Raw genomic sequence first — 21,426 nt, forward strand, 5'->3', positions numbered from 1 at the left:
TTAACGAAAAAAATTATCGCAATGTTTCCAGGTAGGTTTTCAACTGCTGGAGAAAGACGAGATAGACTGCTTTGTTATTGCTGAGCTTACCGATATTTCGGATACCCCAATAACCCGACATCACAAATACCGCAACTTGTTCCGGTTTTACATCAGGCCTGATCAGCCCCGCTTTCTTTCCCTTTTTTATAATATCGGTAATACCTTTTTTCCATTGATCGGATAATTCGTTCAGGGCTTTTGTGAAATCATGATGCCAGGGAGCCATTTCAAGTGTAAGATTAGCGGCGGGACAGCCGTATTCAACCTTCATGAATTTATTCTTCATCAAAATGTCGTACATCATATCGTATATAATATCCACGGGATCACCGTTTGCCTGCAGCGGACGGATAAAAGAACCGGCGAAAGACGGTTTTAGTAGCTCGTTGATGATAGCCACCCCCATTTCATCTTTGTTTTTGAAATGATAGTAGAAGGCGCCTTTGGTCACCCCGGTAGTAGCCAGGATATCATCCACACTGGTGGTCTGGTATCCTTTCTCATAGATAAGTCCGAAGGCTTTCTGAAGAATATTGAGTCGTGTAGCTGCGGCTTTTTTCATAACTGCTTGTCGACAAAAATACGGAACCTATCCGGGTTTTGCGTTTTGCTGCGTTCGCGAAGCAAAAGCTAACTACCTCTGCTCTTATTGATGGCCGCCAAAAATGCCTGTTTGTGGCTTTCTCCGATAGGTAAAATATTTTCACCGATTATCACCCTGCTTTTTTCGACTGCATCGATTTTATCAATGGCGGCAACAAAGGATTTGTGAATGCGCACAAAGCGGGACGAAGGCAATATATCTTCAAAGTTGCGCAGGCTGTCCAATGTCACCAGTTTGTCCGTGACGGTGTGAATGAACACGTAATCTCTCGCCCCTTCGAGGTAAAGGATTTCTGCAAAATCCACTTTCACGAGTTTGTTATCCGTTTTTACGAAAATATGTGAGGCGACCGGCGGCGGTTCCTGTGCAGTCAACTGCGAAGTAGCTTTCTGAATTGCTTTGCAAAAACGGTCAAACGAAATCGGCTTCAATAAATAATCCGTGACATTGTGTTCAAAGCCGGCAACCGCGTACTCAGTATAGGCAGAGGTAATGATTACTTTGCACCGCTGATCGATAGCCTGCATGAATTGCAGTCCATTTAGCTCCGGCATCTGGATATCGAGGAAGATCAGATCGGTTTTCGCGGGCACCGCCAGCGACAGCGCTTCCAGTGGCTTCGTAGTGGCCGCCACCAGTTGAAGCGAAGGAAGACGGGAAATATAACTCGTCAGCAGCTCAAGCGCCCAGGGCTCATCATCTACCAGTAAACATCTGATCATATTGGCTGCGCTTTTAAGGTGTTGATGGACAGTCGCGCTTCAAAAATACCATCCTGTTCATTTATTTCCAACGTATGTAAACCCGGGTATTGCAGCGAAAGCCTGCTCGCAACATTCCGGAGACCGATACCAGAGGTCTTGTCCTTCGAAGCTGTACTGATTTTATTGCTGGTAAAAAACAACAGCCTGACTTCGTCGATTTCTATTCCCATCACCACCGGATGATCCTTGTCGGTAACCACTCCGTGCTTGAAGGCATTTTCCACGAAGGAAATCAAGATCAGCGGAGCGATCACTTTACCGGAAGCGTCGCCAGTGATTGTATATCGGATAGCCGCATCCCTGATCCGGTAGCGTTGGAGTTCTATGTAATCATCGAGATAATTCAATTCCCGCGGCAGATCGATCCAGAGCGACTGACTTTCCGACAATACATACCGCATCATTCCTGATAATTTCTGAATGGCATTCAGGGAATCCGGGGAGCCATGATACACCATTGAATAAATATTGTTCAGGCTGTTGAACAGGAAATGCGGACTCACCTGTGATTGCAGAAAAGCCCGTTCCGCAGCTACCTTTTCTTTTTGTAACCGGACTTGTTGTTTTTCCGACCGCAGCCAGTCGTCTGCAAACCAGATAACCGTGCCGGCTATGATGAAATTGCTTAAACCCTGAAAGAAATTGTTGACGACGTACATCGGCCATTTGCTTGTGTAATCCGCATAGCAATAATTGCAGATGCCAAACCATTTCACGAAAAGATATTCCTGTATCAAAAAGCGGATTCCGACAAAAAGCAATCCCAACACAATCCAACTCAGGACAAGCAGGAGAAACTTTTTCTTCTTGAAAAGACGGGGAAGCAGCAGAAAGTAATTGATATAAAAAACAGCCGCAAATATCACAGCATTGCTGAGAAACAAAATATTGGTCACCCTGTCAATGCTGATAAACGAGTTCTTGTAGGCGAGTGAGTTTGCCAATTCTACGATCACCAGTACATAAAACCAGTAAGCCAGGTGAACGCCGATCAATATTTTTCTGCCCATTTGACCACCAAAATAAAACAAAACGGTCGAAACGGCTTTTACGCCCGATGAACACGCTCCTGTTGTCCACCAATGCTGTTAAATCCTCTGCCAACAAGATCAACGTAAATTTTCGTAGCACAAAAGAAGGCGTTTGCAGAAAATAAAAATGCGCGGACATCTCCGGAAATAATTTAGCCGCAAATCAAAAAGCCCCATGCGTTTATTCTTTACCTCCTGCCTGCTCATATGCATTTTCATTTCCACCAATGCGCAGACTTCTGTAACAGTGAAAGTGCTCGACAGCCTCGGCCTGCCTGTTACCAGAGCCACGGTCTCATTGTATAAAGCAGACTCAAAAATTATTATGAAAAACAGTATTTCCGATTCGTCCGGTAATGCCGTTTTTAGTAACCTGATAACCGGTGAATATTATGCAACCGCCAACGCAACCGGCTTTCAGGCGGAAACCTCCCCTGTCTTTTCAACGGACTCCATCCTGCAAAAAATCGAGTTGAAAAGGATCGTAAAAGAATTATCCGGCGTCACCGTAATGGCAGTCAAAGCCCTGATCGAAGCCAACGAAGACAAGATCATTTATAATGTAGAAAACGATGCTTCACTGCAGGGGCGTTCGGCGGCTGAAGCATTGGCCAAAGTTCCTTTTGTAAGTGTGGATGGCAACGGCGGCGTATACCTGAAAGGGCAAACAAGTTTCCAGATATTGCTCAACGGCAAACAAACTTCCATGTTTGCAAGTAACGTTGGTGATGTATTAAAATCGTTTCCCGCCAACACCATCAGCAAAATTGAAGTAATCAGCAATCCATCTGCCAAATACGAAGGCGAAGGATTGACGGGGCTGATCAATATCATCACCAGGAAAAAAGTAGCGGGCTACAACGGGCACACGGCCTTTAACTACAATACCATCGGACAAGTGAATCCGAATGCGAGCTTCAATGTGAAATATAGCAAACTCGGTATCACTTCGTTTTTTTACTATGCCCGTAATCTCGGTTATGATACGCATGGCGAACAAACCTATACGGCACTGAGCCATTCAGCCGCGTTTGCCCGCCGGCAGTTCACCGATACGGGAAGACATGCGGGATACAATGCCGGCGGCAACCTCGAACTTGCTTATGATATCGACTCGCTGCAGACCGTCAGTGTGTATGGCCGCATGACCAACGGTGGCAGTGAACCCGGACAAAGCAATACTATTATCAGCTACGACAATGCCGGCAATATATTGCAACAAACGCTTTTCGATACACGTACAGACATCGATTCTCCCGGTGGCGAGGTGGGCATGGATTATCTGCGAAAAATGCGAAAGCCAGGGCATTCCGTCTCGCTGAATATCAACCGGCAGTTCAATAAGACAACCGGCACAGTAAAAAGCGATCAATACAACTCATCGGACGACGATCGTTTTCTGCGAAACCATATCAGGGCGAAAAATATCCAGACAAGTGCACAGGCAGATTATACCCTGCAACTGGATTCCCGGTCAAAACTCGAAACGGGGCTGAGAGGTATCTTCCGGAATGTCAACTCACGCTACAATAGCCAGGTCAAAAGTTCACCGGCAGATGACTATACATTGGATCCTGCTAACTCGAATGAATTGAAATACACGCAAAGCGTAGCGGGCCTGTATGGCGTATATACCTATTCCGTAAAAGAAAAAAGATTAACGATAAAAGCCGGTGGCCGTTTGGAAAAGACAATGGTGAACGGACATTTTATTTCGAGTGGCACTGAGGTAGATCAGGATTACTTTTCCTTTTTGCCAAGTTTGTCGTTGAACAAAACGCTGAAGAACGGCAAACGCCTGTCGCTCGCCTGGAATCGCCGGATAGCGCGCCCCGGACTGGGTTATCTGAATCCTTTCCGTGACAACCGCGATCCGTTGTTTATTAGTTATGGAAATGAAAAATTGAAACCCGAATATGCCAACAACATCGATGCATCGGTGGCCTCGTTCTCTAAAAAATTCACTTATAGCCTTGCTATAAATACTTCATTCGTACGTTCCGGCATTCAGCGATTCATGGTGTTCGACGAAAGTACAGGCGTATCGGAACAGACATACGGCAATATCGGTCTGACCAACCTGGTTGGCCTCACCGGCTACCTGGCTTTCAACCCCAGCGAGAAACTGTCTATGACGTTTACGGGAAACCTGAATCGCATCATGATAAAAAATAAGTTGGTAGCCGACGAAAGAAGAAACGGCTGGTATGGTTCGGCTAATGCCTCTTTCAGTTATACACTTTCGAAAAAAATGGATCTGTTCAGCAACATCAATTACAGTACACCGCCGGTGCAATTGCAGGGACAAAATGGCGCGAACCTGTTTTATAACATGGGCGCTGCCTATTGGCTGTACAACAGAAAGCTGATGTTTAATGTCGCGTTGCTGAATGTATTCAATAAATACTGGCAGACGGACAACGTATTTGAGACGGCAGGCTTCCGGCAGGAATCAACTACCTGGCGCCCGGTGAGAGCATTCGCTGTGGGTGTGAGGTTTAGTTTTGGTAAACTGAAAGAGAATACTTCGCGGAAGAAAGGTGTAGTGGTGGATGATGGGAAGGTTGGGGATTAGGATTTTGACGACTGGATTTTTTCGATAACCTGCTCCAATTGATTCTTGAAAGTTGGAAGGTATTCCTGAATCACATTCCAGACAATTTGAAGATCTGTACCAAAATATTCGTGAATTAAACGGTTGCGCATTCCTTTTACCAAACTCCAGGGAATATCTGGATTACTGGCTTTCAACTCTTCCGAAAGGTGATTAACAGCTTCGCCGATAATATGGATATTATAAAGACATGCCTCCGTAACCATGAAATTGGAAGAAAAATCTTCAAAAGAAAGGTGTACTGTATACGTTCTTACATGCTCAATGCATGTAAGAATTTCATTTAACACAATAATGGGATCACGTCTAGACATAAATTATGTCTTTTTCAACGAAAGGCAGATAGGCAGGCTTGATAGATCGATGTGGGACAACATCAGTTTTCTTACCGAGGAGCTTTTCAATCTCTTCCGCCATCGCAACAAAGTTCAACCCCATTGGTCCGGTAATGTCTACCGAAATATCTATATCACTTTTTTCAGTAGCCTCACCCCTGGCATAAGAACCAAATACCCCAAGTCGAGAAATGGGATATTTCTCCTGAAGTTCGGCTTTGTGGGCACGCAGGATAGTCAGTATAGTATCCAGGGTATAAATCACGAGCATAAAATTACAAAAAGTATTCCGTGTTATGAAAATGTGTACCAAGGAGGAAAATTATCTCTCTAATGGAATGTAACGCTACAACAGCTCCTTCAACTGCAAGGTATACTCCTTCAGCTTTCCGTCCTCAAGCACTTTAATGCCAACCTCGTTCCCAGCTACCGATAACAGTTTCCGGTAGGTCTCGATCTTAGCACCTTCGATGCCGTTGATGGATACGAGCCGCTGCCCTTCCCGCAATCCCTGCTGCCAGGCATCCGTTTTTTCAATTACCGTAGTAATAACGATGCCCTTGTCTGCATACGCCAGTTTAATGGGACTTACCGGAACCTCGAATGCCTTTTTAAATAAATAATTGGGCTTGAGGTATAATTTGGACGCGGCATAATCGAGAATGATATCGAAACGGTTGATGATTTCGCTGCCTAAAATACCCAGGTAACCTTTATATGCGCTCACGCCTTCTTTATCGGAGGAAAGGCTCACGGGTAGTTTACCACTGATCTTATACTCACCAATCGCGATTTCACGAATAAGCGCATGTGTCGAAACAGTTTTACCGCTGAGGTTATCGCTCGAACTCACTACCGTTTTGCCGATCTTATCCAGCAGATTGTTGTTGTTGATGAAAGGTGTGTTCATCAACAGTAAAAGTCCGGCACCGCTGTCAAACAAAATATCACCCGAAAAGCTATCACCGTTCTGCAATTGTATGGAAATGGGAAATTGCGGTATGGGAATGCCATTCTTAAATGTAAAATCAATGACGCTGTAACCTGTTGTATTGAATTTATCTCCCGGTTCATTCAGCTCGATTTCCTTTTTCCCAAAATCGATTTTTGTTTGAAAATTCCGGATGATATCATTGCCTATAATCCCATCGAATCTTCTTCCCAGGTTGTTATTCAATCGCGTAAGATCTTCCAGTACTAAATTGATGCGACGGATATAAATATCCCCAGCGATCTGCAACTGCTGATTGGTGACGATATCATAGGACTTGCTGCCGCTGGCACCGGGTACGTTTTGTTTGAAATCGGGCTTCAGTTGCAGCCGCTCCGCCACTTTCTTGTCGAGCAAGGTGGTGGAAGCGCCGGTATCAAAATAAAAAACAAGACTGTCTTTGTTATCCGGCGCGGGCAGTTTGATCAGGATAAATTTGTCTTCATACAGTTCAAACGGAATGATCCATTTGGCGTAGGAAAAATGCGAGACGATAAGTAAAAGTAAACCTGTGAGCAGCTTCTTCATAAAGCAAATATAGAGAAATACGAAATTTTACGTATAATTTACCCAAAGAAAGACAAATAGCCCAGGTAAGCCATCGTCAGAAAAAACGAATCGATCAGTCCGTGAACGATGATGTTCAGGTAAAGATTTTGATACCTGATATAAATAAACCCGAATGCCAGACCGAATATAAACGTGGTGATCAATCCCGCTGTGCCCTGGTAAAGATGCGGGACGGAGAATAAAACAGCGCTTATTAAAATACTGAGCAGTTTTTGGTCGCCAATGATTTTTTTGAGCTGCGCGAATACGTAACCCCTGAACAACAGTTCCTCCCCGATCGCCGCGCTGATCCACATATAGCCCAACATCTTCCAATAGGTTTTCGTTTTACCTTCCAATCCGGCAAAAACGCCATAGTCGGCTGGTTCGTTGAGTATGCGGGTAATAAGCGGCTGAATTATAAAATCCATACACAACTCGAGGATAATCCAGAGAGCAACAGCTGTCAGGATGGTTTTACCCGTAATCGTTTTAAAGTTGAGCGCCTTCAGGTTGCGGTCCTGCAGCCAGGTGAGCAACAACACAACCAGTCCGATGCCTCCGATATGCCAGGGGAATTTGGCAAAGGGTACATAGATCAATGCAAGTGGGATCAACAGCAGCACCAGGCTGAGTAATTTGTTGTTGGAAAGTTTAGTGGTCATGGTTCATGTATATCGCCAAAAGTAAGGGGGCACATTTCCATCGATAAAGTTGTTTGTGGATAAACGGCTTCAGGTCAGGGCAAACGGGTTAAAAAATGTTAACACGCATTAAAGCTGTTGCCCGGTTTCCGATAATTGCATTAGTGGCTTATCGGTCTTTGTCCAGGGCGAAGGCCAGATACCTACACGGCTAAAAGAAAGCCTGTCTACTTTTTTCCGGCTGTTGCGTCCAAAGTCGATCCAAAGAAAATCCTTCTCAAAATAAAATTGATCCGGTGCCGATCGCCTGATCTCATATTTACGGCCGCCAAGCCTTTGCCAGTAAAGCTTTCCGCCGGTTTCCGTAATGTTGACCAGTTCTTTTTTGTCACTTTCATAAACACCAACGTATTGCGATAACTCTTTTTTCGTGATCGCGCTTTCTTCGAATTTGAAGGGTTTACCTGCCAGGTCCGCTGCGATGATGCGTGCCAGCACCTGTGGCATCGCTGCCGATTCTGCATTCAGCAGGAACACAATGTAGATGTCTTCTGCAGGCAGGTACATGGTTTCGGAAATGAATCCCGGTACCGCGCCGCCATGCCGGTACAGCACACTCCCCTTCAGGCTATCGATATACCAGCCAAAACCGTAAAAGGTAAACCGTCCATCATTCAGTGTTTGCGGCGTTAAAGCCAGTTGCCATGTTTTTTTACTGACAAGCTTCCCGGCTTTCAAGGCCTCATTCCAACGGTACATATCCAGCGCCGTTGCCAGTATTCCGCCCGACGCAAATAATTCATAGATGTCGTGGACGTACATATTTACGATACCCCGACGCAGAATGCCATACCCTCCGGGCCGTCCTTTGATGATGGGTTCATCGCCGGTGGCCACAAACGAGCTGTTCATACCGGATGGTTTAAAAATATTTTCCGTGATATAGTCCTGGTAGGTTTTCCCGCTCACTTTTTCGATAATGTACCCGAGCGTTTGAAAGTTGGCGTTGTTGTATTTCCATTGGCTGCCTGCTGCAAACTCAGGGTTCTTTGCCGCAAACCGTTCTACATCGGCCTGCCTCGTTTTCCCTGCCGGAATATTCGACGAATCGGCATAACCATTCCCATTCAATCCCGATGTGTGTGACAATAATTGCCGGATCGTGATCTGCGATATTGGTGCTTTACAGGATACATATTTTCCCAATGTATCTTCCAGCGATAGCAAACCTTTTTCCATCAATTGCAGGATGGCAATGGCTGTAAATTGTTTGGTGTTGGAACCGATGTAATACACCATCGAGGTATCGGAAGGCACCTGGAGTTCCAACTGTGCCATGCCAAAAGACCGCTGATAGATGACCTGTCCGCCCTTAGCAACCAACACGGTGGCGCCGGGCTCATCGGGTTTGAACTGGCTGCCCAGTAAACGGTCGATCCTGGACGTGGTACTGTCCTGCGCGGAAAGGTTGGGGCAATAGAATACCAGGAGCACGGAAAGTGCTTTGAAAAAATTGTTCATGTATTGCTGATTTAAATGACCGGGAGGTGTTACAAATTTAATTTAGCCATATAGGCGGCTTTCGCTGCCCGTCTTTTATTCCACGCATCGTCGATCCGTGCAAACAAACCGAGATGCGCAGTCAATTCATTTTCAGGAATGATGTTATCGTTGATCGATAAAGCCACCAATTCACTTTTCTCCACCCGCAGATGATACGTATTGCCTTCTTCGTCCTTCACCATCATGATGCGGTTGGCCATGTCCTCGTTACTTTTTTCAAAACGGATACTGGCAAGGCGGAACGTGGTATCCTGTTGTGGAGCTGGTTTGATTTTTCTTTTCGTCCTTACCACTTTCGCAGGTGCTGCTGCCGGATATTTCAACACATGTTGTATGTCATTTTTTCCCACCAATGCTGTTTCAGTCATGTCCTGCAGCAATACCAGCGTAAAGGGAATAGCCAGCAAAAGCATCAGTACAATAAGTTTAGGTAAAAGGCCAACCGTCTCGTTGCGCTTATCAATCAGGCGGTGCAAACGCCTGGCAAGCGGGCTTCCTTTTGCACTCAACGCGAAATGGTTGCTATTATCCGCGAAGCCGAAGGCCAGCAATCCTTTGAGGTAACCCGTTTTATTGCCATCGCAAAACAGTACCAGGTCATCGCAGCATATCTCGCGTTGTTGCCGGATAAGCCGGGAAAGCCAGACAAAAGCCGGGTTAAAAAAGAAGAGTGCGCCGGCAAAATGTTGCAGGGCGTTAACGAGATAATCGCGGCGATAAATATGGGCGAGTTCATGAAAAAGAATCGCTTCTATTTGCACGTACGGTAATTGCGAAAAGAAACCTGCCGGTACAATGATCATTGGTTTAAAATGACCTATAGTTACCGGCGCTTTTATCTTTGCCGATTCCGCGAGAAGCACGGATTTACCGATGGTCAGGTATGATGTAAACCTTGAAAATACCTGCTTCCATTCTTTATTTATTAAAGGCGTGGAATACCTCCTTAGCTGACGTATGCCATAAACATTATGATACAACCGGAACAATTTAAACACCACGAATACGGCCCACAGCGAAACGATCCATACAGCATATTGATCAACGAAACCAATTGCAGGACGGACCGGAGTATAATAACCCGTTCCCGTTGAAACGATCAGGTCATCAGTGCTCCGGAATGTAAAAAAGCATGCGGCTATGATACCAGCTATAAAAAGCATGAGCAGTGCGATGAGTACATTGTACCTGGAGGCCGCGGAAGCTCGTCGCGTAAGGATCAGTCCCGCAACCGTCAGGATGAATATGACGGCCCCGATCCACAATGAATGGATCAGCATCCAACTCAACAGGTGCAGGAAATCGTTAAACATATTATTGTTGTTCGAGTTTTTTGATCAACGCTTCAAACGTTTTCTTTTCTTCGGCGGTTAGCTTCTTACCACCGAGCAATTGCATAACAAGATCGGACGGCGATCCGTGGAAAACGCGGTCGACGATGGTGTTCAGCAAGGCTTTTTTTGTCTTCGCCTCTTCCTGCACCGCAGCGTAAACGTGTTTGGCCTTTGTATCATCCTTGGTGAGCATGCCTTTTTCTACCATGATCTGCATGAGTTTGAGTGTGGACATGTAGATGACCGGACGGACCTGTTCGTTGAGGTGATCGTTGACGAAACGTGCCGTCGAAGGGCCAGCCTGCCAGAGTATCTGCAGGATCTCGAGTTCGGATTTGGTAGGTTCCTGTGCGTCGTGTTTGGTTGAAATTGCCTTAGCCATGAACTAAAACTAAGAAACATTTCTTATAGTAAGAAATAATTCTTAGTTTTTTATGGTACATCAGGGGTCTGCCCTGGGGCGTACTGGCTTCAGTCGTAATCACCCGCATAACTAATTTTATAAATCGCTATGTGAAAAAGGGATCGCCACAACTGTATTGAAAAACTTTCTCACGCTCGAAAGCACCGGCCTATTCGCGCGCACCGCATTTGATAATGCAGGTTCACAAAAAGTGCCGGAGAAATGTGGCTTTATAAAGATTGGAGAGGACAAAGGCTTTGCCAGTGCGAGACCGGCGGAAATAACGGAATTCATGTATAAGCTTACATAAAAAAAGCTACCGCCGGCCGGCGGTAGCTTTTCAACAACTTATCCCTGCTGCGCAGGAACATTGGGATTCATCCATACCGCTTCCCAATGATGTCCGTCAAGGTCTTCAAAACTGTGTTGGTACATAAATCCGTAATCAGAAGGAGGATTGGGTATGGTGGCGCCCGCCGCCTGTGCCTTGCTGACTATTTCGTCCACGGCCTCTTTGCTATCAGCAGACAGGCAAATGGTACACTCGATGGACTTATGGGCGTCTACAATTTCCTTCTTCGTAAACGTCTGGAAGAAAGGTACTGTCAGCAGCATTACATAAATCGTATCACTGATGATCATGCAGGTTGCCTTTTCATCGGTAAACTGCGGATTGAACGTATAGCCGAGTTTGGTGAAAAATTCTACAGACTTGTTGAGATCTTTAACCGGAAGGTTGACAAAAATTTGTGTTGGCATAATTGTTTTGTTAAGTCGGTTAAAGATACAGGTGGCTCCGATTGTCGCTGGTAGCTGAAAACGACAATTTGGAGGGGCGAATGCGACGAGTCCGATAAGAATTGCCGATCCCCTTTAACAGAAATTTTGAGAAGTGAACCTGCGTTTTATGTTCGCCACAAAACAAACAATGACGGAGACGCTGTATCGTATCTATCAAAGAAATCGTTCCCCGGCAGGCACTTACGCTAGTGGTAAATATTATTTACGGTAAAAACTACGAGACCATGCCGATGCGTCACAACTGGCTCAATACCGGACATATTGGCCATTACGTATGAATGGAAGAAAAACAGTGGCATTCTTTTCAGTAGTGACGACCAAGAAACCAATATTGATTGACGATAACAGCATGGAAGAACTTGTCATCGAACACCACCGGGGTTATACTCGTTTGTCGGCACGCAGACGTCTGAATAAAGTGTGGAGCATCAAGATGGTAGGTACCCCGGTAGTGGAGTTTCATATCGATGCGGACTTTGAACGGACCTACGACCGCCATTTTAACTTTTAGGTAATTCGATACCGGCCTCCGTATTGCTGCCAGAAGATTCAAAAATTGTAGTGAGAGGTGGAAGAAGATTGTGACACATCAAATCTTTTCGATGAGTGGATGCTTTACCGCGCTTTCGGCGAGACGAGCATTCCGGGTATTATTTGTAAAGCTATCGCGGAAAAAATGCAAATGACGTGACATAAAAGCCTTTTCGCTGTCTTTAGTGCTTTTAATAGCGGTAGAATTCGTCACTTATTAAATGACTGTATTAGACCAAGTACATTCGCAGAAACATCTTAAAATAGTAGGATTTTCATTACTTTACCTTATTTTATACTAAAAAATGACAGATAATACTATAAGCATTTTAAACATGCTAAAAAGAGCAAAAAACACTTCCAAGTCAGTTCTGGACGTTTATAGCCATGCGAAAGCAAAACTAAGCTTATCTGAACAAGTGAAATTTTCACAAAATAAATCTGTCAAAAATTTTTGGGGTAATTCATTCCCCTCTATCGTAAATTTTGCTCAAGAAAGCTTTGCAACAAATTATTCAGGAGATCCAATAATTGAATGGAAGTATCTTATAGCTTGTTGCATTCATTACAAAGAAAGAATACTTGCATTCATCGATCTAAAAAAAGAATTCGAACTAAATATATTGAACGGAGATTTTGAAAATGCTGAGCTCTCTCTCTCTCTTATAACAGAGAAATATGGAGAGTCTTTGTGGTCGATAAACGCAACCTTTTTGCTATCGGAAAAACAAGGGGGTAGAGAGGCAAATTGGCAAAAATTATCTGAGATAATAAAAACGAAGGATGACGCCTTGTTTCGTTTAATAATTGAACTTGTAAGTAAAAAAAATGAATCGCTAATTCGCTTCGATGAATTTTTAAAATCGACTCATGAGCAAATTTCAATTTTACCTTTTGACGATTATATAAAGCAATTCGTTTATTACTGTCTAGGTATAAAATCTATAAATAACCCATTAAGTTCCGGCATTTTAATCTATCTTTTTTCAGGATTGCCAGTCATTGATAGGTACTTATTTTTAACCAGATTTTCTGAGTTGTTATATATATCATGCGATTCAGAAACATTTAAACCTTTTCTCTATCCAATCAGATCGTTGTACAAAACAATTGGACATAACACCATCTTAAGAAATATCTTGCTGTACGAAAACCAGGTATCATTAAATGATATCATGATCGATACAAACGAATTTGAATACTTTGAAGCATATTTGTCTGGAGATATTGAACGTGCTGCATCTATTATTGAGAATCTAATAGTCAATGAATTTCGTTTGAAGTATCTAATTGATTATTACACTTTATTGCCATCTGCATATTCAGCAAAAACTTTCGGAATTAACAACTCTTTATTGAATGAATTGTCAAGAACTATAAGTGGTGTTATAGATAAAGGACAACTATTTGTGTCTACCCTAAGAATGGCAAATAAGCTCGAATTACAAATGAGTGATTTTGTAGATTTGTCTTGTTTCACTTTTTTTGTAGGCAGGGAAAACACTCTTATAGACTCAGCGCCATACTTCAATTTGCTTCGCGCATTGGATGACGAAAATGTAGGGCCCAGTATGTTATTATATTTTAATGGACCGCACGAGATCAAAGCAACAAAGGATCTTTGTAAACGAATCGATGCTTTCCCTATGGTCTCAAGTCTTGTTGAAAAACTAAATAATTTTGACAATTCAAATATTAACTTATTTGATGCACAGACATTTGAAAAACTTTTTTTTGCTGATTTACTTACTGAAAGAAAGGATTTTATTACATCTATTCAGTTGTTAGAATCCGTTTTAATATCCGAAAATCTTTATGAGTCTTCCATTGCATTCCTTAAAATAATGGAGATATATCTGGAAGAACGACGTTTTAGAGCACTTTTGTTGCACTTCGAAAAATTTCTCACCATAAAGCCGGGTTTTTTTGAAAGAGTTAATCTCGAATTCATATGTAAGGAAATTGACGACTCTGACTTCGAAAATTTAGAAGATCTTATTATCACTCCGATTATTTTTTCGAAGGCTCAAATTAGTGCGCACTCAATCTATGGTGCCCTCGATTCATTTTTATCCTTCCATGGCGTGTCGAAACCAAGTTCTCTGTTTGACGCAACTACCAAATTTGAGCGGGGGTACTTCTTGCTACTTTTAAATGAAGTTTGTGTAATTGAAGTCATTAAATATTTGACAGTCTTTGAAAGCACAACAGAAGTCGAGAACGAACGACTAATTATTCTTAAATATCTTGCCGACTCAGAATTTCCAGAAAAAAAAGCAGTCATTGACGAATTTGTTGAAGTAGCTCAGCGAGAAGTAATAAGAAAAGGATTGCGCAATTATAACAGCGGAAAAATCACAACCGACTTTCTGCAGCTACGCAGACATATTACGGAAAAACTTTCATCCTCATTTTCCAGATTTAAAGATCAAAAGCTTTTTGTTGACGATAGTACTTATAAATCTGTTGATTATGAGAATCAAGGTCAAGTTAAAGTTATTTTAGACCTAAATTCACTGGGAACAATTAACCGCTATATCTCTTTAAAAGATCCATCGTTTCTATCTCTAAAATTGATCGTAAACGAAATGCGAGATATATTTCTCAACAGTAAAGAGCATGGATTAGATGGCCATTTAAGTACGCGAATTCGACATGGAATGCTTATCAACCATATCAAACGAGTTTTCGTCAACCATAACTTGTTGGCAGTAAAAGAAGGTAATTTATTCAACGATATTAACTTCTGGGAATATGTGCTATTTGAGAAACCTGATGCATATAATCCATTACAAATAATTTTTCAAGAATTTAGCATCAAACTTGACGAGTATTGTCAAAAACTGAGATCAGAGTACATACAAATAAAGACAGAAAAAGACCTAGACAAACCTAATGCACTTTTCGACTTTAGCTTTAATCCAGAGTTTTACATGAGGTTATATGCTGTTGTTGAAGAGCATAATATTGAGTCATCTGAATTTGTTGAATACTGTCTTTTTGCATTGTTACAAATCACCAACATTAATCTTGAAAATGTCCGGAGATATCTTCGAGAAACTGTGAATTCCGACCTCCGTATAATGCTAGAAGAAATTAAAATTAAAATACAAGAATTATTTCAAGATCATTTACATTCAGGAATTATAACTCAGGTCAATAAGGCAGCTACAGATATTACATATGAACTAGAGAACATCTCACGCTGGTTTCACTTAGCAGATGAAGACACTGAATTTAAATTGCAATTTACTGATATAATAAGCATAGCAGTCAAAGTAAGTAACATCTTGTATCCAACATTTCAATTAAATCCCACTATCAAAGCTAATAGTAACGAAAAGCTTACATGTTCAATTGGAATCATTGACATTCTCCGCAACTTAATCGAAAATGTGGTAGTTCATTCTGAATGCCTTCCGGAAGACCTCGATTTGAAAATTGATGGCTATTACTCCAACGACGACGGCGTCGTAAAAATTACTATGTCGCACCGACTGGGAAATGGAACAAACGTTCAAGAAATCAAAGAAAGATTTATCGAGTATAATTCTCAATGGAATAATAAGGATTTTTACGGAGATAGAATATCAAACGAAGGGAAAAGTGGTATTAAAAAAATTAGACGGTCAATCGAATACGATCTTGGTGCTTCTGAATCAAGCTTTGAATTCACATTAAATAATTACGTGATTATCATCTCGGTAACTTTTAATATCCCAAAATTATGAATAAGAACATAATAGTTGTTGAAGATGATCAATCAAAAGCCGAAGAAGTACTTGCTTTTCTTAGACAAAACTATCCCCAGTATGAGATAGTTCGGGTTTCATCATATAACTCGGCGATGCGATTTCTTCAAAATAGTTCATTTGATTTGATGATTCTTGATGTGACACTGCCAACATTTGAAGATGAGCATTTCATTGGAGAGAGGTCTTTCGAAAAATTTGGAGGCGTTATGATACTTCGTGAGCTAAAAAGAAAGCGTAAACTGTTGCCTACGATTTTATTTACAATGTTTGATGATTTTGGAATTAGAAATGAGCATATTTCGCTTGACCAAATATCAAAAGAGTTGGAAGAGAAATATAGCACATTCTTTCTTGGGGCAGTGTTTTATGAAAGTCCGCCAGGACGCGACTGGGCTACATCACTTCAAAAAATTATGAATGATAACAATTTTAATTGTGGATGATTTAGATGAAAAAGTAATAGCAATCTCGAAAATCATCGGAAAATTTGAAATCCCGACAACTGTATTAGTAGCTTCAGATTTAATGAATGCTCGCCGTAATCTAAATGAGAATGCGGTTGATATAGCTGTGCTTGATCTATATCTTCCAGTCAGGTTCGGAGACAATATTGATGAAAATGGCGGATTAGTGCTATTGAAAGAAATTCAGAGAGCAAAATTTTCCAGCATCCCGAAGATTATTTTTGGTCTATCAGTTGCGAATGACTTTCGATACGATGGGTTCTGGCCATTCTTCAAATACGACAGTAGCAATACATGGATAACGCCCTTCAAAACAGCATTTAATCATGTGAAAATTTATCAAAAAAAATACGAAGCCGATGCTGGTTATTTTGGATTTCAAGTATACTTGGAAGGCAAAACAGACTATGCCATCTTTGAAAGATGTCGATCATTATTTTTTGAGGATCGTAAAGATATTGTTTTTCGTTTCGAAAATGGGGCTGGTGCAGCATGGGTTACACGTCAGTTACTAGCCCATTGCATGATGTTGCCTTATGACAAACGCGATAATAGTCCAGTGAAGTGTGCAGGCGTATATGACAACGACCCTGCCGGTAAAAACGCGTTAAATCGGATTAATGGCTTTCTTTCGTTAGAGGCCGCAGAACGAAGACACTTTAGATCCTTTGTTATAAAAAAACATTACTCTCCAATAGCAAAATGCTTGCTTCCTGATGAAAGTTCTTGCGAAATGGAAGATCTATACTGTGCGTCACTTTGGCTCTGGGCGTATGAAAACAACTTGCTAACGTTAAGGGCTGAACCACGGATGCTCGTAAAATTTGAAATAACAGAAATTCTAAATGATCTTCGATATTTGGAGGATATCAGTGAAGAGCAGTGTACCACTTTTTTAAAAATATACTCTGAATACGAGTTCATCGATGAAAGTAAAACAACAATGGTTTCACATTGGCTGAAATCGGACGAATCACAATTGCAAAGAAGTATGCTGCCCATAAAATTTCTCCTCAATGATATTATTAATTATTGTGACGAATAGTTGAAGAAAAAAAAATTATAATATAGCTACAACTTTTGAAACGTCGACAGCTACTGATGGAATTTTTCCAAAACTCCTGGCAAAATAAGTATCAAAAAATCTGAAGATTAAATTAAACTGGTTCGAGTGGCCTTGTTCTATATAATTGAAATAGAACCTAATATGCTATAATCGTAAAAGCCTCACCTAATCAGCCCTTAGTGATGCCGCAAAGGAAATGTCACTATATAACTAAAAAAAAAAGGCCTGACCGAAGTCAGACCTTTCCTGTGATCCCGCTGGGACTCGAACCCAGGGCCCTATCATTAAAAGTGATATGCTCTACCAACTGAGCTACGGAATCTTACCAGCAATCCGAAGACCGCTTTCCCGTTTTTGGGAGTGCAAAAATACGGGGCCAATCCTTTCCTTCCAAAAAAAGTGCAATATTTCTGCAAATTATTTTTTCAATCTAGTTCTCCTTCAACGCTTTCTCTATTTCCCGCAACATCTTCCCACATTGCTCCACATGACCATGCTCCGTTTCACAGTTCACATATACCATCTCCCCACGCCTCCCATAGTACACACTCATCGACCCATCTTCGCGCACCTCCTCATTGTGCTGCCACACCGCGTTATATCCCGCCGCTGCCAGCCGCTGATACATCACACTGTCCGTCGTCAGAAAAAAGTCATCCGGGTCCCGCTCCGGCATGTGGATCACTTCCTTCGTGTCCATTTCCCCATCCCCCCCCTGCCGGTACGTGTGCACCGAAAGTCCTCCTTCCGTATTATTGTGCAAAGCCACCATGCATTTCGTTTGTCCCGGCACCAAAGCCAGTAAGTCCCGGCCAAACCTGTAAGCCGCCTCCACCGCTTCCCCACTTACTTCACCAAACCGGTCCAGGCTTTTCGCCGCTCCTTCTTTCGAGTAGATCCTGTTCGGATCCACTTTGTATTGCTGCCTTCCTATTGTAAATTTCAGTAACCGCTCTCCGCCATTTTCTATCCTGATCAGCAGTCCCCCGTTTTCCGATAACCATTCCCTCGCGGCTTCCACCGATGAACATTCATCATCATGTACATTGATCGCGGTGATCGCACGCGGCTGGCCATAGTACGAGAGTTCCACCCATACATCCGTTTCACCCAATGCCAGTTTCTTCCGCTCCACGTCCGGCCGCTGCGCACAGGCGCTCACCATCAGCAGCAGCATACATATACCAATCCAGATCCTTCGTAACATGTAAGAAAGATACAACCTTTTGCCACCTCCGGCTTTACAGGTTGATAACTTCCGCGTTTTCAAGTAGGTTTGCATTTATAAATTGTTTGTTATGGCTGCATATTTCCAGGATAAAGTAGTGGTGGTCACCGGCGGTACCGACGGTATCGGCAAGTCGCTCGTGGAGTTATTGTTGTCTCACGGCGCCAAAGTGGCTACCTGCGGCCGCAATCACGATAAACTTTACCAATTGCAGTCCGAGAATCCCTCATCTCCCTTATACACCATGGTGGCCGACGTCAGCAGCGAGAACGATTGCCGGCGTTTCATCGACATGACCATCCGCACCTTCGGCGGCATCGACATCCTTATCAACAATGCCGGTGTGTCGATGCGCGCTTTGCTCCGCGATACTACCATCGACGTGATCCGCAAAGTGATGGACATTAATTTCTGGGGCACGGTTTATTGTACCAAGTACGCGCTGGATTCTATCATCGAACGCAAGGGAACCATCGTTGGCGTGTCGTCCATCGCCGGCTATCGCGGTCTGCCCGGCCGCAACGGTTATTCCGCTTCCAAGTTTGCCGTGCAGGGCTGGCTCGAGTCTATCAAAACAGAATTGATGGACGATGGCGTACACGTGATGTGGGTTTGCCCGGGCTTCACCGCTTCCAATATCCGCAACGCCGCATTGAACAAAGACGGTGAGCAGGGCGGCGAAAGCAAGATGAATGAAAAGAAATTGATGACCTCAGATGAGTGTGCCGTGCATATCCTCAAAGCCGTTGAAAAAAAGAAACGCACACTCGTGCTTACCTTCACCGGTAAACAAACAGTGTTCATGAATAAGTTCTTCCCCAAATGGGCCGATAAACTTGTTCACCGTTTTTATTTCCGTGACAGACAACTGGTAAAGTAGCAGTGCTTATTTTTGCGGCACAGGCATCTATTTTTTAAACACCAAATTCCGGCCTCCTCTATTAAATTATGTCGTTGATCACCCTCACCTCGGATATCGGGCACCAGGATTACCTGGTGGGTGCGATCAAGGCACAACTCATACAGATAAATCCCGAGTTCCGGCTGGTGGATATTTCCCATAATATTTCGCCCTTCAATTATCCGCAGACCGCTTATATCTGCCGCAGCGCTGTTCAACATTTCCCCCCGTATAGTTATCACCTCATCCTGGTCAACCTGTTCGAAAAAAGACCCGAACGCCTGCTGCTGGCCTTTCACCAGGAACAGTATTTTCTCTGCGCCGACAACGGCCTGCTGAATATGATCCTCGAAGGAAAACCTGAAATGGTGATCGGTGTTCCGTTGGATAAAAGCGAGATCCGCAATACACTGCATTGCACTTCCGTGATGGGCCGCGTGGTGAACGAACTCATGCAGGGCACGGCACTCACCCAGATCGGTGAACCAGATATTGCTTATACCGAAAAAAACCACCTGCGCCCCTTACTCGATCAGAATTATATCGAAGGACAGATCATTTTCATTGACAATTTCGAGAACGTGATTGTCAACATCACCCGTGAACAGTTCGAAGAGCAACGCCGCGGACGCAGTTTCCGCATCGTTTTTAAACGCGATGAGGTAATCGACCGCATCAGCGAGTCATACGCCGATGTGCAGGAAGGCGAAAAGCTCGCCATTTTCAACAGCGCCAATTATCTCGAGATCGCTATCAATAAAGGCAATGCCGCGGGTTTGTTTGGCTTAAAAGGTTTTTCGGAAAAAACAAGACAGGTAGCCGGCATTATGCAAAACCAACTCTTCTATCAGACCGTCCGGGTCTATTTCGAATAGAATTTGTCGATATCATTCGCCAGTGATTCGATGAACAACGCATATCCTTCCGTATAGTTATTTTCCACCGCCGGATAAGGTACATCGCTGATGCGGTAAAACCCCTTTCTGATGATGTCCCAGGCTTTCGTGGCCTGCGCCGAGTCGGCAAATTGCCGGGCAAACCTGTTTTCCATCGAAAAGTTTTGCAGCCCCACGCCGTGCTGGTAATATTTAAAAGGAACAATCATCCTTTCCGCATAGAAGTAATTCGCTTCGCGTCCGATTACATGAAAGTAATGGCCGTAGTAGCGCAGTATTTTCACGATTTTATCCGCCATTTGTTTTTCCGTGGCATCGGCCGGCAGCATTTTTCTCCAGGTGTTCTGGTCTTTGTCGAGCAGCACGGCATCTTTTTCATCCAGTCGTGCATAATACCAGTTTACATCCAGCACCCGGCCTTTTACGTTTACAAGATGCCTGACGATCATTTTACCGTCTTTCATTTTGGCATCCTGTCCCGTGAACCGCTCCATGCCTAACCCGGCGTTCCGGATTATAAGGATGCCGTCCGGTGAGAGCGCCCAGGAACCGGGTGCGGCCATAATACTGTCGGCCTGGTATATTTTACCATCTGGTTCAAAACGCAGCAGTTTCAGCCCGTGCAGCATGAGCAGCGAGTCCTTTACCTCGTTGTAAAGGTCACGGCTGTCCTCCATTTCTTTATCAAGGCGGGAATACAGCGCTACCCAGCTACCCTCTAAACGGAGCGGTTCATTTTTAGCTTTTTTGCCCGATCCGCAGCCCGTGATCACGGCTGAAAGCAGGGCGAGGAGAAGAAGAAAACGCATAAGCAGCGGTTTAAGCCGGGCAAAACTAAGAAGAATCTGCAATCCCGTGAATTTCAGCGGGCCGGGACTTAACGAAACTGTTCGTTGGACGGTGCACGGGA

The 21,426-nt window shown here is 43.4% G+C and carries 20 protein-coding genes and 1 tRNA gene; 7 read left to right on the forward strand and 14 right to left on the reverse strand.

Annotated features, from left to right (window positions below; all coding sequences use genetic code 11):
- Window positions 1–13 precede the first annotated feature (13 nt).
- The 3 genes from H608_RS0104825 to H608_RS23435 all read right to left on the reverse strand — a co-directional run bounded on the left by H608_RS0104825 (window position 14) and on the right by H608_RS23435 (window position 2,420).
- The gene (locus H608_RS0104825) at window positions 14–604 is read right to left on the reverse strand and encodes a TetR/AcrR family transcriptional regulator (protein WP_028786686.1); all 591 of its coding nucleotides are present in this window, start codon (window positions 602–604) and stop codon (window positions 14–16) included.
- A 68-nt stretch (window positions 605–672) separates the two neighbouring features.
- Window positions 673–1,368 carry a LytR/AlgR family response regulator transcription factor gene (locus H608_RS0104830; RefSeq protein WP_028786687.1) on the reverse strand — a complete coding sequence of 232 codons (696 nt, stop codon included), beginning with the start codon at window positions 1,366–1,368 and terminating at the stop codon, window positions 673–675.
- Window positions 1,365–2,420, reverse strand: a complete 1,056-nt coding sequence (locus H608_RS23435) for a sensor histidine kinase (RefSeq protein ID WP_051268046.1) — start codon at window positions 2,418–2,420, stop codon at window positions 1,365–1,367. The genes H608_RS0104830 and H608_RS23435 overlap by 4 nt, the downstream gene beginning before the upstream one ends.
- A 196-nt stretch (window positions 2,421–2,616) precedes the next feature.
- Here H608_RS23435 and H608_RS0104840 point away from each other — a divergent pair, with 196 nt between their 5' ends.
- Window positions 2,617–5,016, forward strand: coding sequence for an outer membrane beta-barrel protein (locus tag H608_RS0104840; RefSeq protein WP_028786688.1), 2,400 nt, complete (start codon window positions 2,617–2,619; stop codon window positions 5,014–5,016).
- On the opposite strand, the gene H608_RS21305 is transcribed toward H608_RS0104840, so the two are convergent.
- The 8 genes from H608_RS21305 to H608_RS0104885 all read right to left on the reverse strand — a co-directional run bounded on the left by H608_RS21305 (window position 5,013) and on the right by H608_RS0104885 (window position 11,633).
- Window positions 5,013–5,369 carry a HepT-like ribonuclease domain-containing protein gene (locus H608_RS21305; RefSeq protein ID WP_051268047.1) on the reverse strand — a complete coding sequence of 119 codons (357 nt, stop codon included), beginning with the start codon at window positions 5,367–5,369 and terminating at the stop codon, window positions 5,013–5,015. The two genes, H608_RS0104840 and H608_RS21305, sit on opposite strands and share 4 nt — an antisense overlap.
- A complete protein-coding gene (locus H608_RS0104850) occupies window positions 5,362–5,661 on the reverse strand; it encodes a nucleotidyltransferase family protein (protein WP_211227027.1) in 300 nt (99 codons plus the stop codon). Before H608_RS0104850 ends, H608_RS21305 begins: the two co-directional genes overlap by 8 nt.
- A 75-nt stretch (window positions 5,662–5,736) precedes the next feature.
- Window positions 5,737–6,909 carry an aspartyl protease family protein gene (locus H608_RS0104855; protein WP_028786690.1) on the reverse strand — a complete coding sequence of 391 codons (1,173 nt, stop codon included), beginning with the start codon at window positions 6,907–6,909 and terminating at the stop codon, window positions 5,737–5,739.
- 38 nt (window positions 6,910–6,947) lie between these two features.
- Entirely contained in the window at window positions 6,948–7,595 is a 648-nt protein-coding gene (locus tag H608_RS0104860; RefSeq protein ID WP_028786691.1) for a CPBP family intramembrane glutamic endopeptidase, read from the reverse strand.
- Between the two features lie 108 nt (window positions 7,596–7,703).
- Window positions 7,704–9,095, reverse strand: coding sequence for a serine hydrolase domain-containing protein (locus tag H608_RS21310; RefSeq protein ID WP_051268048.1), 1,392 nt, complete (start codon window positions 9,093–9,095; stop codon window positions 7,704–7,706).
- Window positions 9,096–9,124: 29 nt separating this feature from the next.
- On the reverse strand, window positions 9,125–10,450 hold the full coding sequence (locus tag H608_RS0104870; protein ID WP_028786692.1) for a M56 family metallopeptidase: 1,326 nt from the start codon (window positions 10,448–10,450) through the stop codon (window positions 9,125–9,127).
- A 1-nt stretch (window position 10,451) separates the two neighbouring features.
- Complete coding sequence (locus H608_RS0104875; protein WP_051268049.1) at window positions 10,452–10,853, reverse strand: BlaI/MecI/CopY family transcriptional regulator; 402 nt, start codon at window positions 10,851–10,853, stop codon at window positions 10,452–10,454.
- Window positions 10,854–11,222: 369 nt separating this feature from the next.
- Window positions 11,223–11,633, reverse strand: coding sequence for a VOC family protein (locus H608_RS0104885; RefSeq protein ID WP_028786694.1), 411 nt, complete (start codon window positions 11,631–11,633; stop codon window positions 11,223–11,225).
- Window positions 11,634–11,949: 316 nt separating this feature from the next.
- Between H608_RS0104885 and H608_RS0104890 the strand changes: the two genes are divergently transcribed.
- The 4 genes from H608_RS0104890 to H608_RS0104905 all read left to right on the forward strand — a co-directional run bounded on the left by H608_RS0104890 (window position 11,950) and on the right by H608_RS0104905 (window position 17,470).
- Window positions 11,950–12,186 (forward strand): hypothetical protein, encoded by a 237-nt coding sequence (locus tag H608_RS0104890; RefSeq protein ID WP_155990056.1) that lies wholly within the window; start codon window positions 11,950–11,952, stop codon window positions 12,184–12,186.
- Between the two features lie 325 nt (window positions 12,187–12,511).
- On the forward strand, window positions 12,512–15,937 hold the full coding sequence (locus H608_RS0104895; protein WP_028786696.1) for a hypothetical protein: 3,426 nt from the start codon (window positions 12,512–12,514) through the stop codon (window positions 15,935–15,937).
- Entirely contained in the window at window positions 15,934–16,404 is a 471-nt protein-coding gene (locus tag H608_RS0104900) for a response regulator (protein ID WP_028786697.1), read from the forward strand. Before H608_RS0104895 ends, H608_RS0104900 begins: the two co-directional genes overlap by 4 nt.
- A complete protein-coding gene (locus H608_RS0104905) occupies window positions 16,379–17,470 on the forward strand; it encodes a response regulator (protein ID WP_028786698.1) in 1,092 nt (363 codons plus the stop codon). Before H608_RS0104900 ends, H608_RS0104905 begins: the two co-directional genes overlap by 26 nt.
- A 270-nt stretch (window positions 17,471–17,740) precedes the next feature.
- On the opposite strand, the gene H608_RS0104910 is transcribed toward H608_RS0104905, so the two are convergent.
- Together H608_RS0104910 and H608_RS0104915 are read right to left on the reverse strand one after the other, a co-directional pair.
- Window positions 17,741–17,813, reverse strand: a tRNA-Lys gene (locus H608_RS0104910).
- A 108-nt stretch (window positions 17,814–17,921) separates the two neighbouring features.
- Window positions 17,922–18,698 (reverse strand): hypothetical protein, encoded by a 777-nt coding sequence (locus H608_RS0104915; RefSeq protein ID WP_155990057.1) that lies wholly within the window; start codon window positions 18,696–18,698, stop codon window positions 17,922–17,924.
- Window positions 18,699–18,789: 91 nt separating this feature from the next.
- On the opposite strand from H608_RS0104915, the gene H608_RS0104920 reads away from it, so the two are divergent.
- Window positions 18,790–19,599 carry an SDR family oxidoreductase gene (locus H608_RS0104920; protein WP_028786700.1) on the forward strand — a complete coding sequence of 270 codons (810 nt, stop codon included), beginning with the start codon at window positions 18,790–18,792 and terminating at the stop codon, window positions 19,597–19,599.
- Window positions 19,600–19,667: 68 nt separating this feature from the next.
- Window positions 19,668–20,495, forward strand: coding sequence for an SAM hydrolase/SAM-dependent halogenase family protein (locus H608_RS0104925; RefSeq protein WP_028786701.1), 828 nt, complete (start codon window positions 19,668–19,670; stop codon window positions 20,493–20,495).
- Here H608_RS0104925 and H608_RS0104930 read toward each other — a convergent pair.
- A complete protein-coding gene (locus H608_RS0104930; protein ID WP_028786702.1) occupies window positions 20,483–21,325 on the reverse strand; it encodes a hypothetical protein in 843 nt (280 codons plus the stop codon). The genes H608_RS0104925 and H608_RS0104930 overlap by 13 nt on opposite strands.
- Window positions 21,326–21,426 lie beyond the last annotated feature (101 nt).

Origin of the sequence: Terrimonas ferruginea DSM 30193 (assembly GCF_000425585.1) — a bacterium.
GTDB lineage: Bacteria > Bacteroidota > Bacteroidia > Chitinophagales > Chitinophagaceae > Terrimonas > Terrimonas ferruginea.

What these genes read in the sequence shown, in the direction of transcription:
- H608_RS0104825 (WP_028786686.1), bottom strand. Translation starts at nt 604, where the DNA reads ATGAAAAAAGCCGCAGCTACACGACTCAATATTCTTCAGAAAGCCTTC.
- H608_RS0104830 (WP_028786687.1), bottom strand. Translation starts at nt 1,368, where the DNA reads ATGATCAGATGTTTACTGGTAGATGATGAGCCCTGGGCGCTTGAGCTG.
- H608_RS23435 (WP_051268046.1), bottom strand. Translation starts at nt 2,420, where the DNA reads ATGGGCAGAAAAATATTGATCGGCGTTCACCTGGCTTACTGGTTTTAT.
- H608_RS0104840 (WP_028786688.1), top strand. Translation starts at nt 2,617, where the DNA reads ATGCGTTTATTCTTTACCTCCTGCCTGCTCATATGCATTTTCATTTCC.
- H608_RS21305 (WP_051268047.1), bottom strand. Translation starts at nt 5,369, where the DNA reads ATGTCTAGACGTGATCCCATTATTGTGTTAAATGAAATTCTTACATGC.
- H608_RS0104850 (WP_211227027.1), bottom strand. Translation starts at nt 5,661, where the DNA reads ATGCTCGTGATTTATACCCTGGATACTATACTGACTATCCTGCGTGCC.
- H608_RS0104855 (WP_028786690.1), bottom strand. Translation starts at nt 6,909, where the DNA reads ATGAAGAAGCTGCTCACAGGTTTACTTTTACTTATCGTCTCGCATTTT.
- H608_RS0104860 (WP_028786691.1), bottom strand. Translation starts at nt 7,595, where the DNA reads ATGACCACTAAACTTTCCAACAACAAATTACTCAGCCTGGTGCTGCTG.
- H608_RS21310 (WP_051268048.1), bottom strand. Translation starts at nt 9,095, where the DNA reads ATGAACAATTTTTTCAAAGCACTTTCCGTGCTCCTGGTATTCTATTGC.
- H608_RS0104870 (WP_028786692.1), bottom strand. Translation starts at nt 10,450, where the DNA reads ATGTTTAACGATTTCCTGCACCTGTTGAGTTGGATGCTGATCCATTCA.
- H608_RS0104875 (WP_051268049.1), bottom strand. Translation starts at nt 10,853, where the DNA reads ATGGCTAAGGCAATTTCAACCAAACACGACGCACAGGAACCTACCAAA.
- H608_RS0104885 (WP_028786694.1), bottom strand. Translation starts at nt 11,633, where the DNA reads ATGCCAACACAAATTTTTGTCAACCTTCCGGTTAAAGATCTCAACAAG.
- H608_RS0104890 (WP_155990056.1), top strand. Translation starts at nt 11,950, where the DNA reads ATGAATGGAAGAAAAACAGTGGCATTCTTTTCAGTAGTGACGACCAAG.
- H608_RS0104895 (WP_028786696.1), top strand. Translation starts at nt 12,512, where the DNA reads ATGACAGATAATACTATAAGCATTTTAAACATGCTAAAAAGAGCAAAA.
- H608_RS0104900 (WP_028786697.1), top strand. Translation starts at nt 15,934, where the DNA reads ATGAATAAGAACATAATAGTTGTTGAAGATGATCAATCAAAAGCCGAA.
- H608_RS0104905 (WP_028786698.1), top strand. Translation starts at nt 16,379, where the DNA reads ATGATAACAATTTTAATTGTGGATGATTTAGATGAAAAAGTAATAGCA.
- H608_RS0104915 (WP_155990057.1), bottom strand. Translation starts at nt 18,698, where the DNA reads ATGTTACGAAGGATCTGGATTGGTATATGTATGCTGCTGCTGATGGTG.
- H608_RS0104920 (WP_028786700.1), top strand. Translation starts at nt 18,790, where the DNA reads ATGGCTGCATATTTCCAGGATAAAGTAGTGGTGGTCACCGGCGGTACC.
- H608_RS0104925 (WP_028786701.1), top strand. Translation starts at nt 19,668, where the DNA reads ATGTCGTTGATCACCCTCACCTCGGATATCGGGCACCAGGATTACCTG.
- H608_RS0104930 (WP_028786702.1), bottom strand. Translation starts at nt 21,325, where the DNA reads ATGCGTTTTCTTCTTCTCCTCGCCCTGCTTTCAGCCGTGATCACGGGC.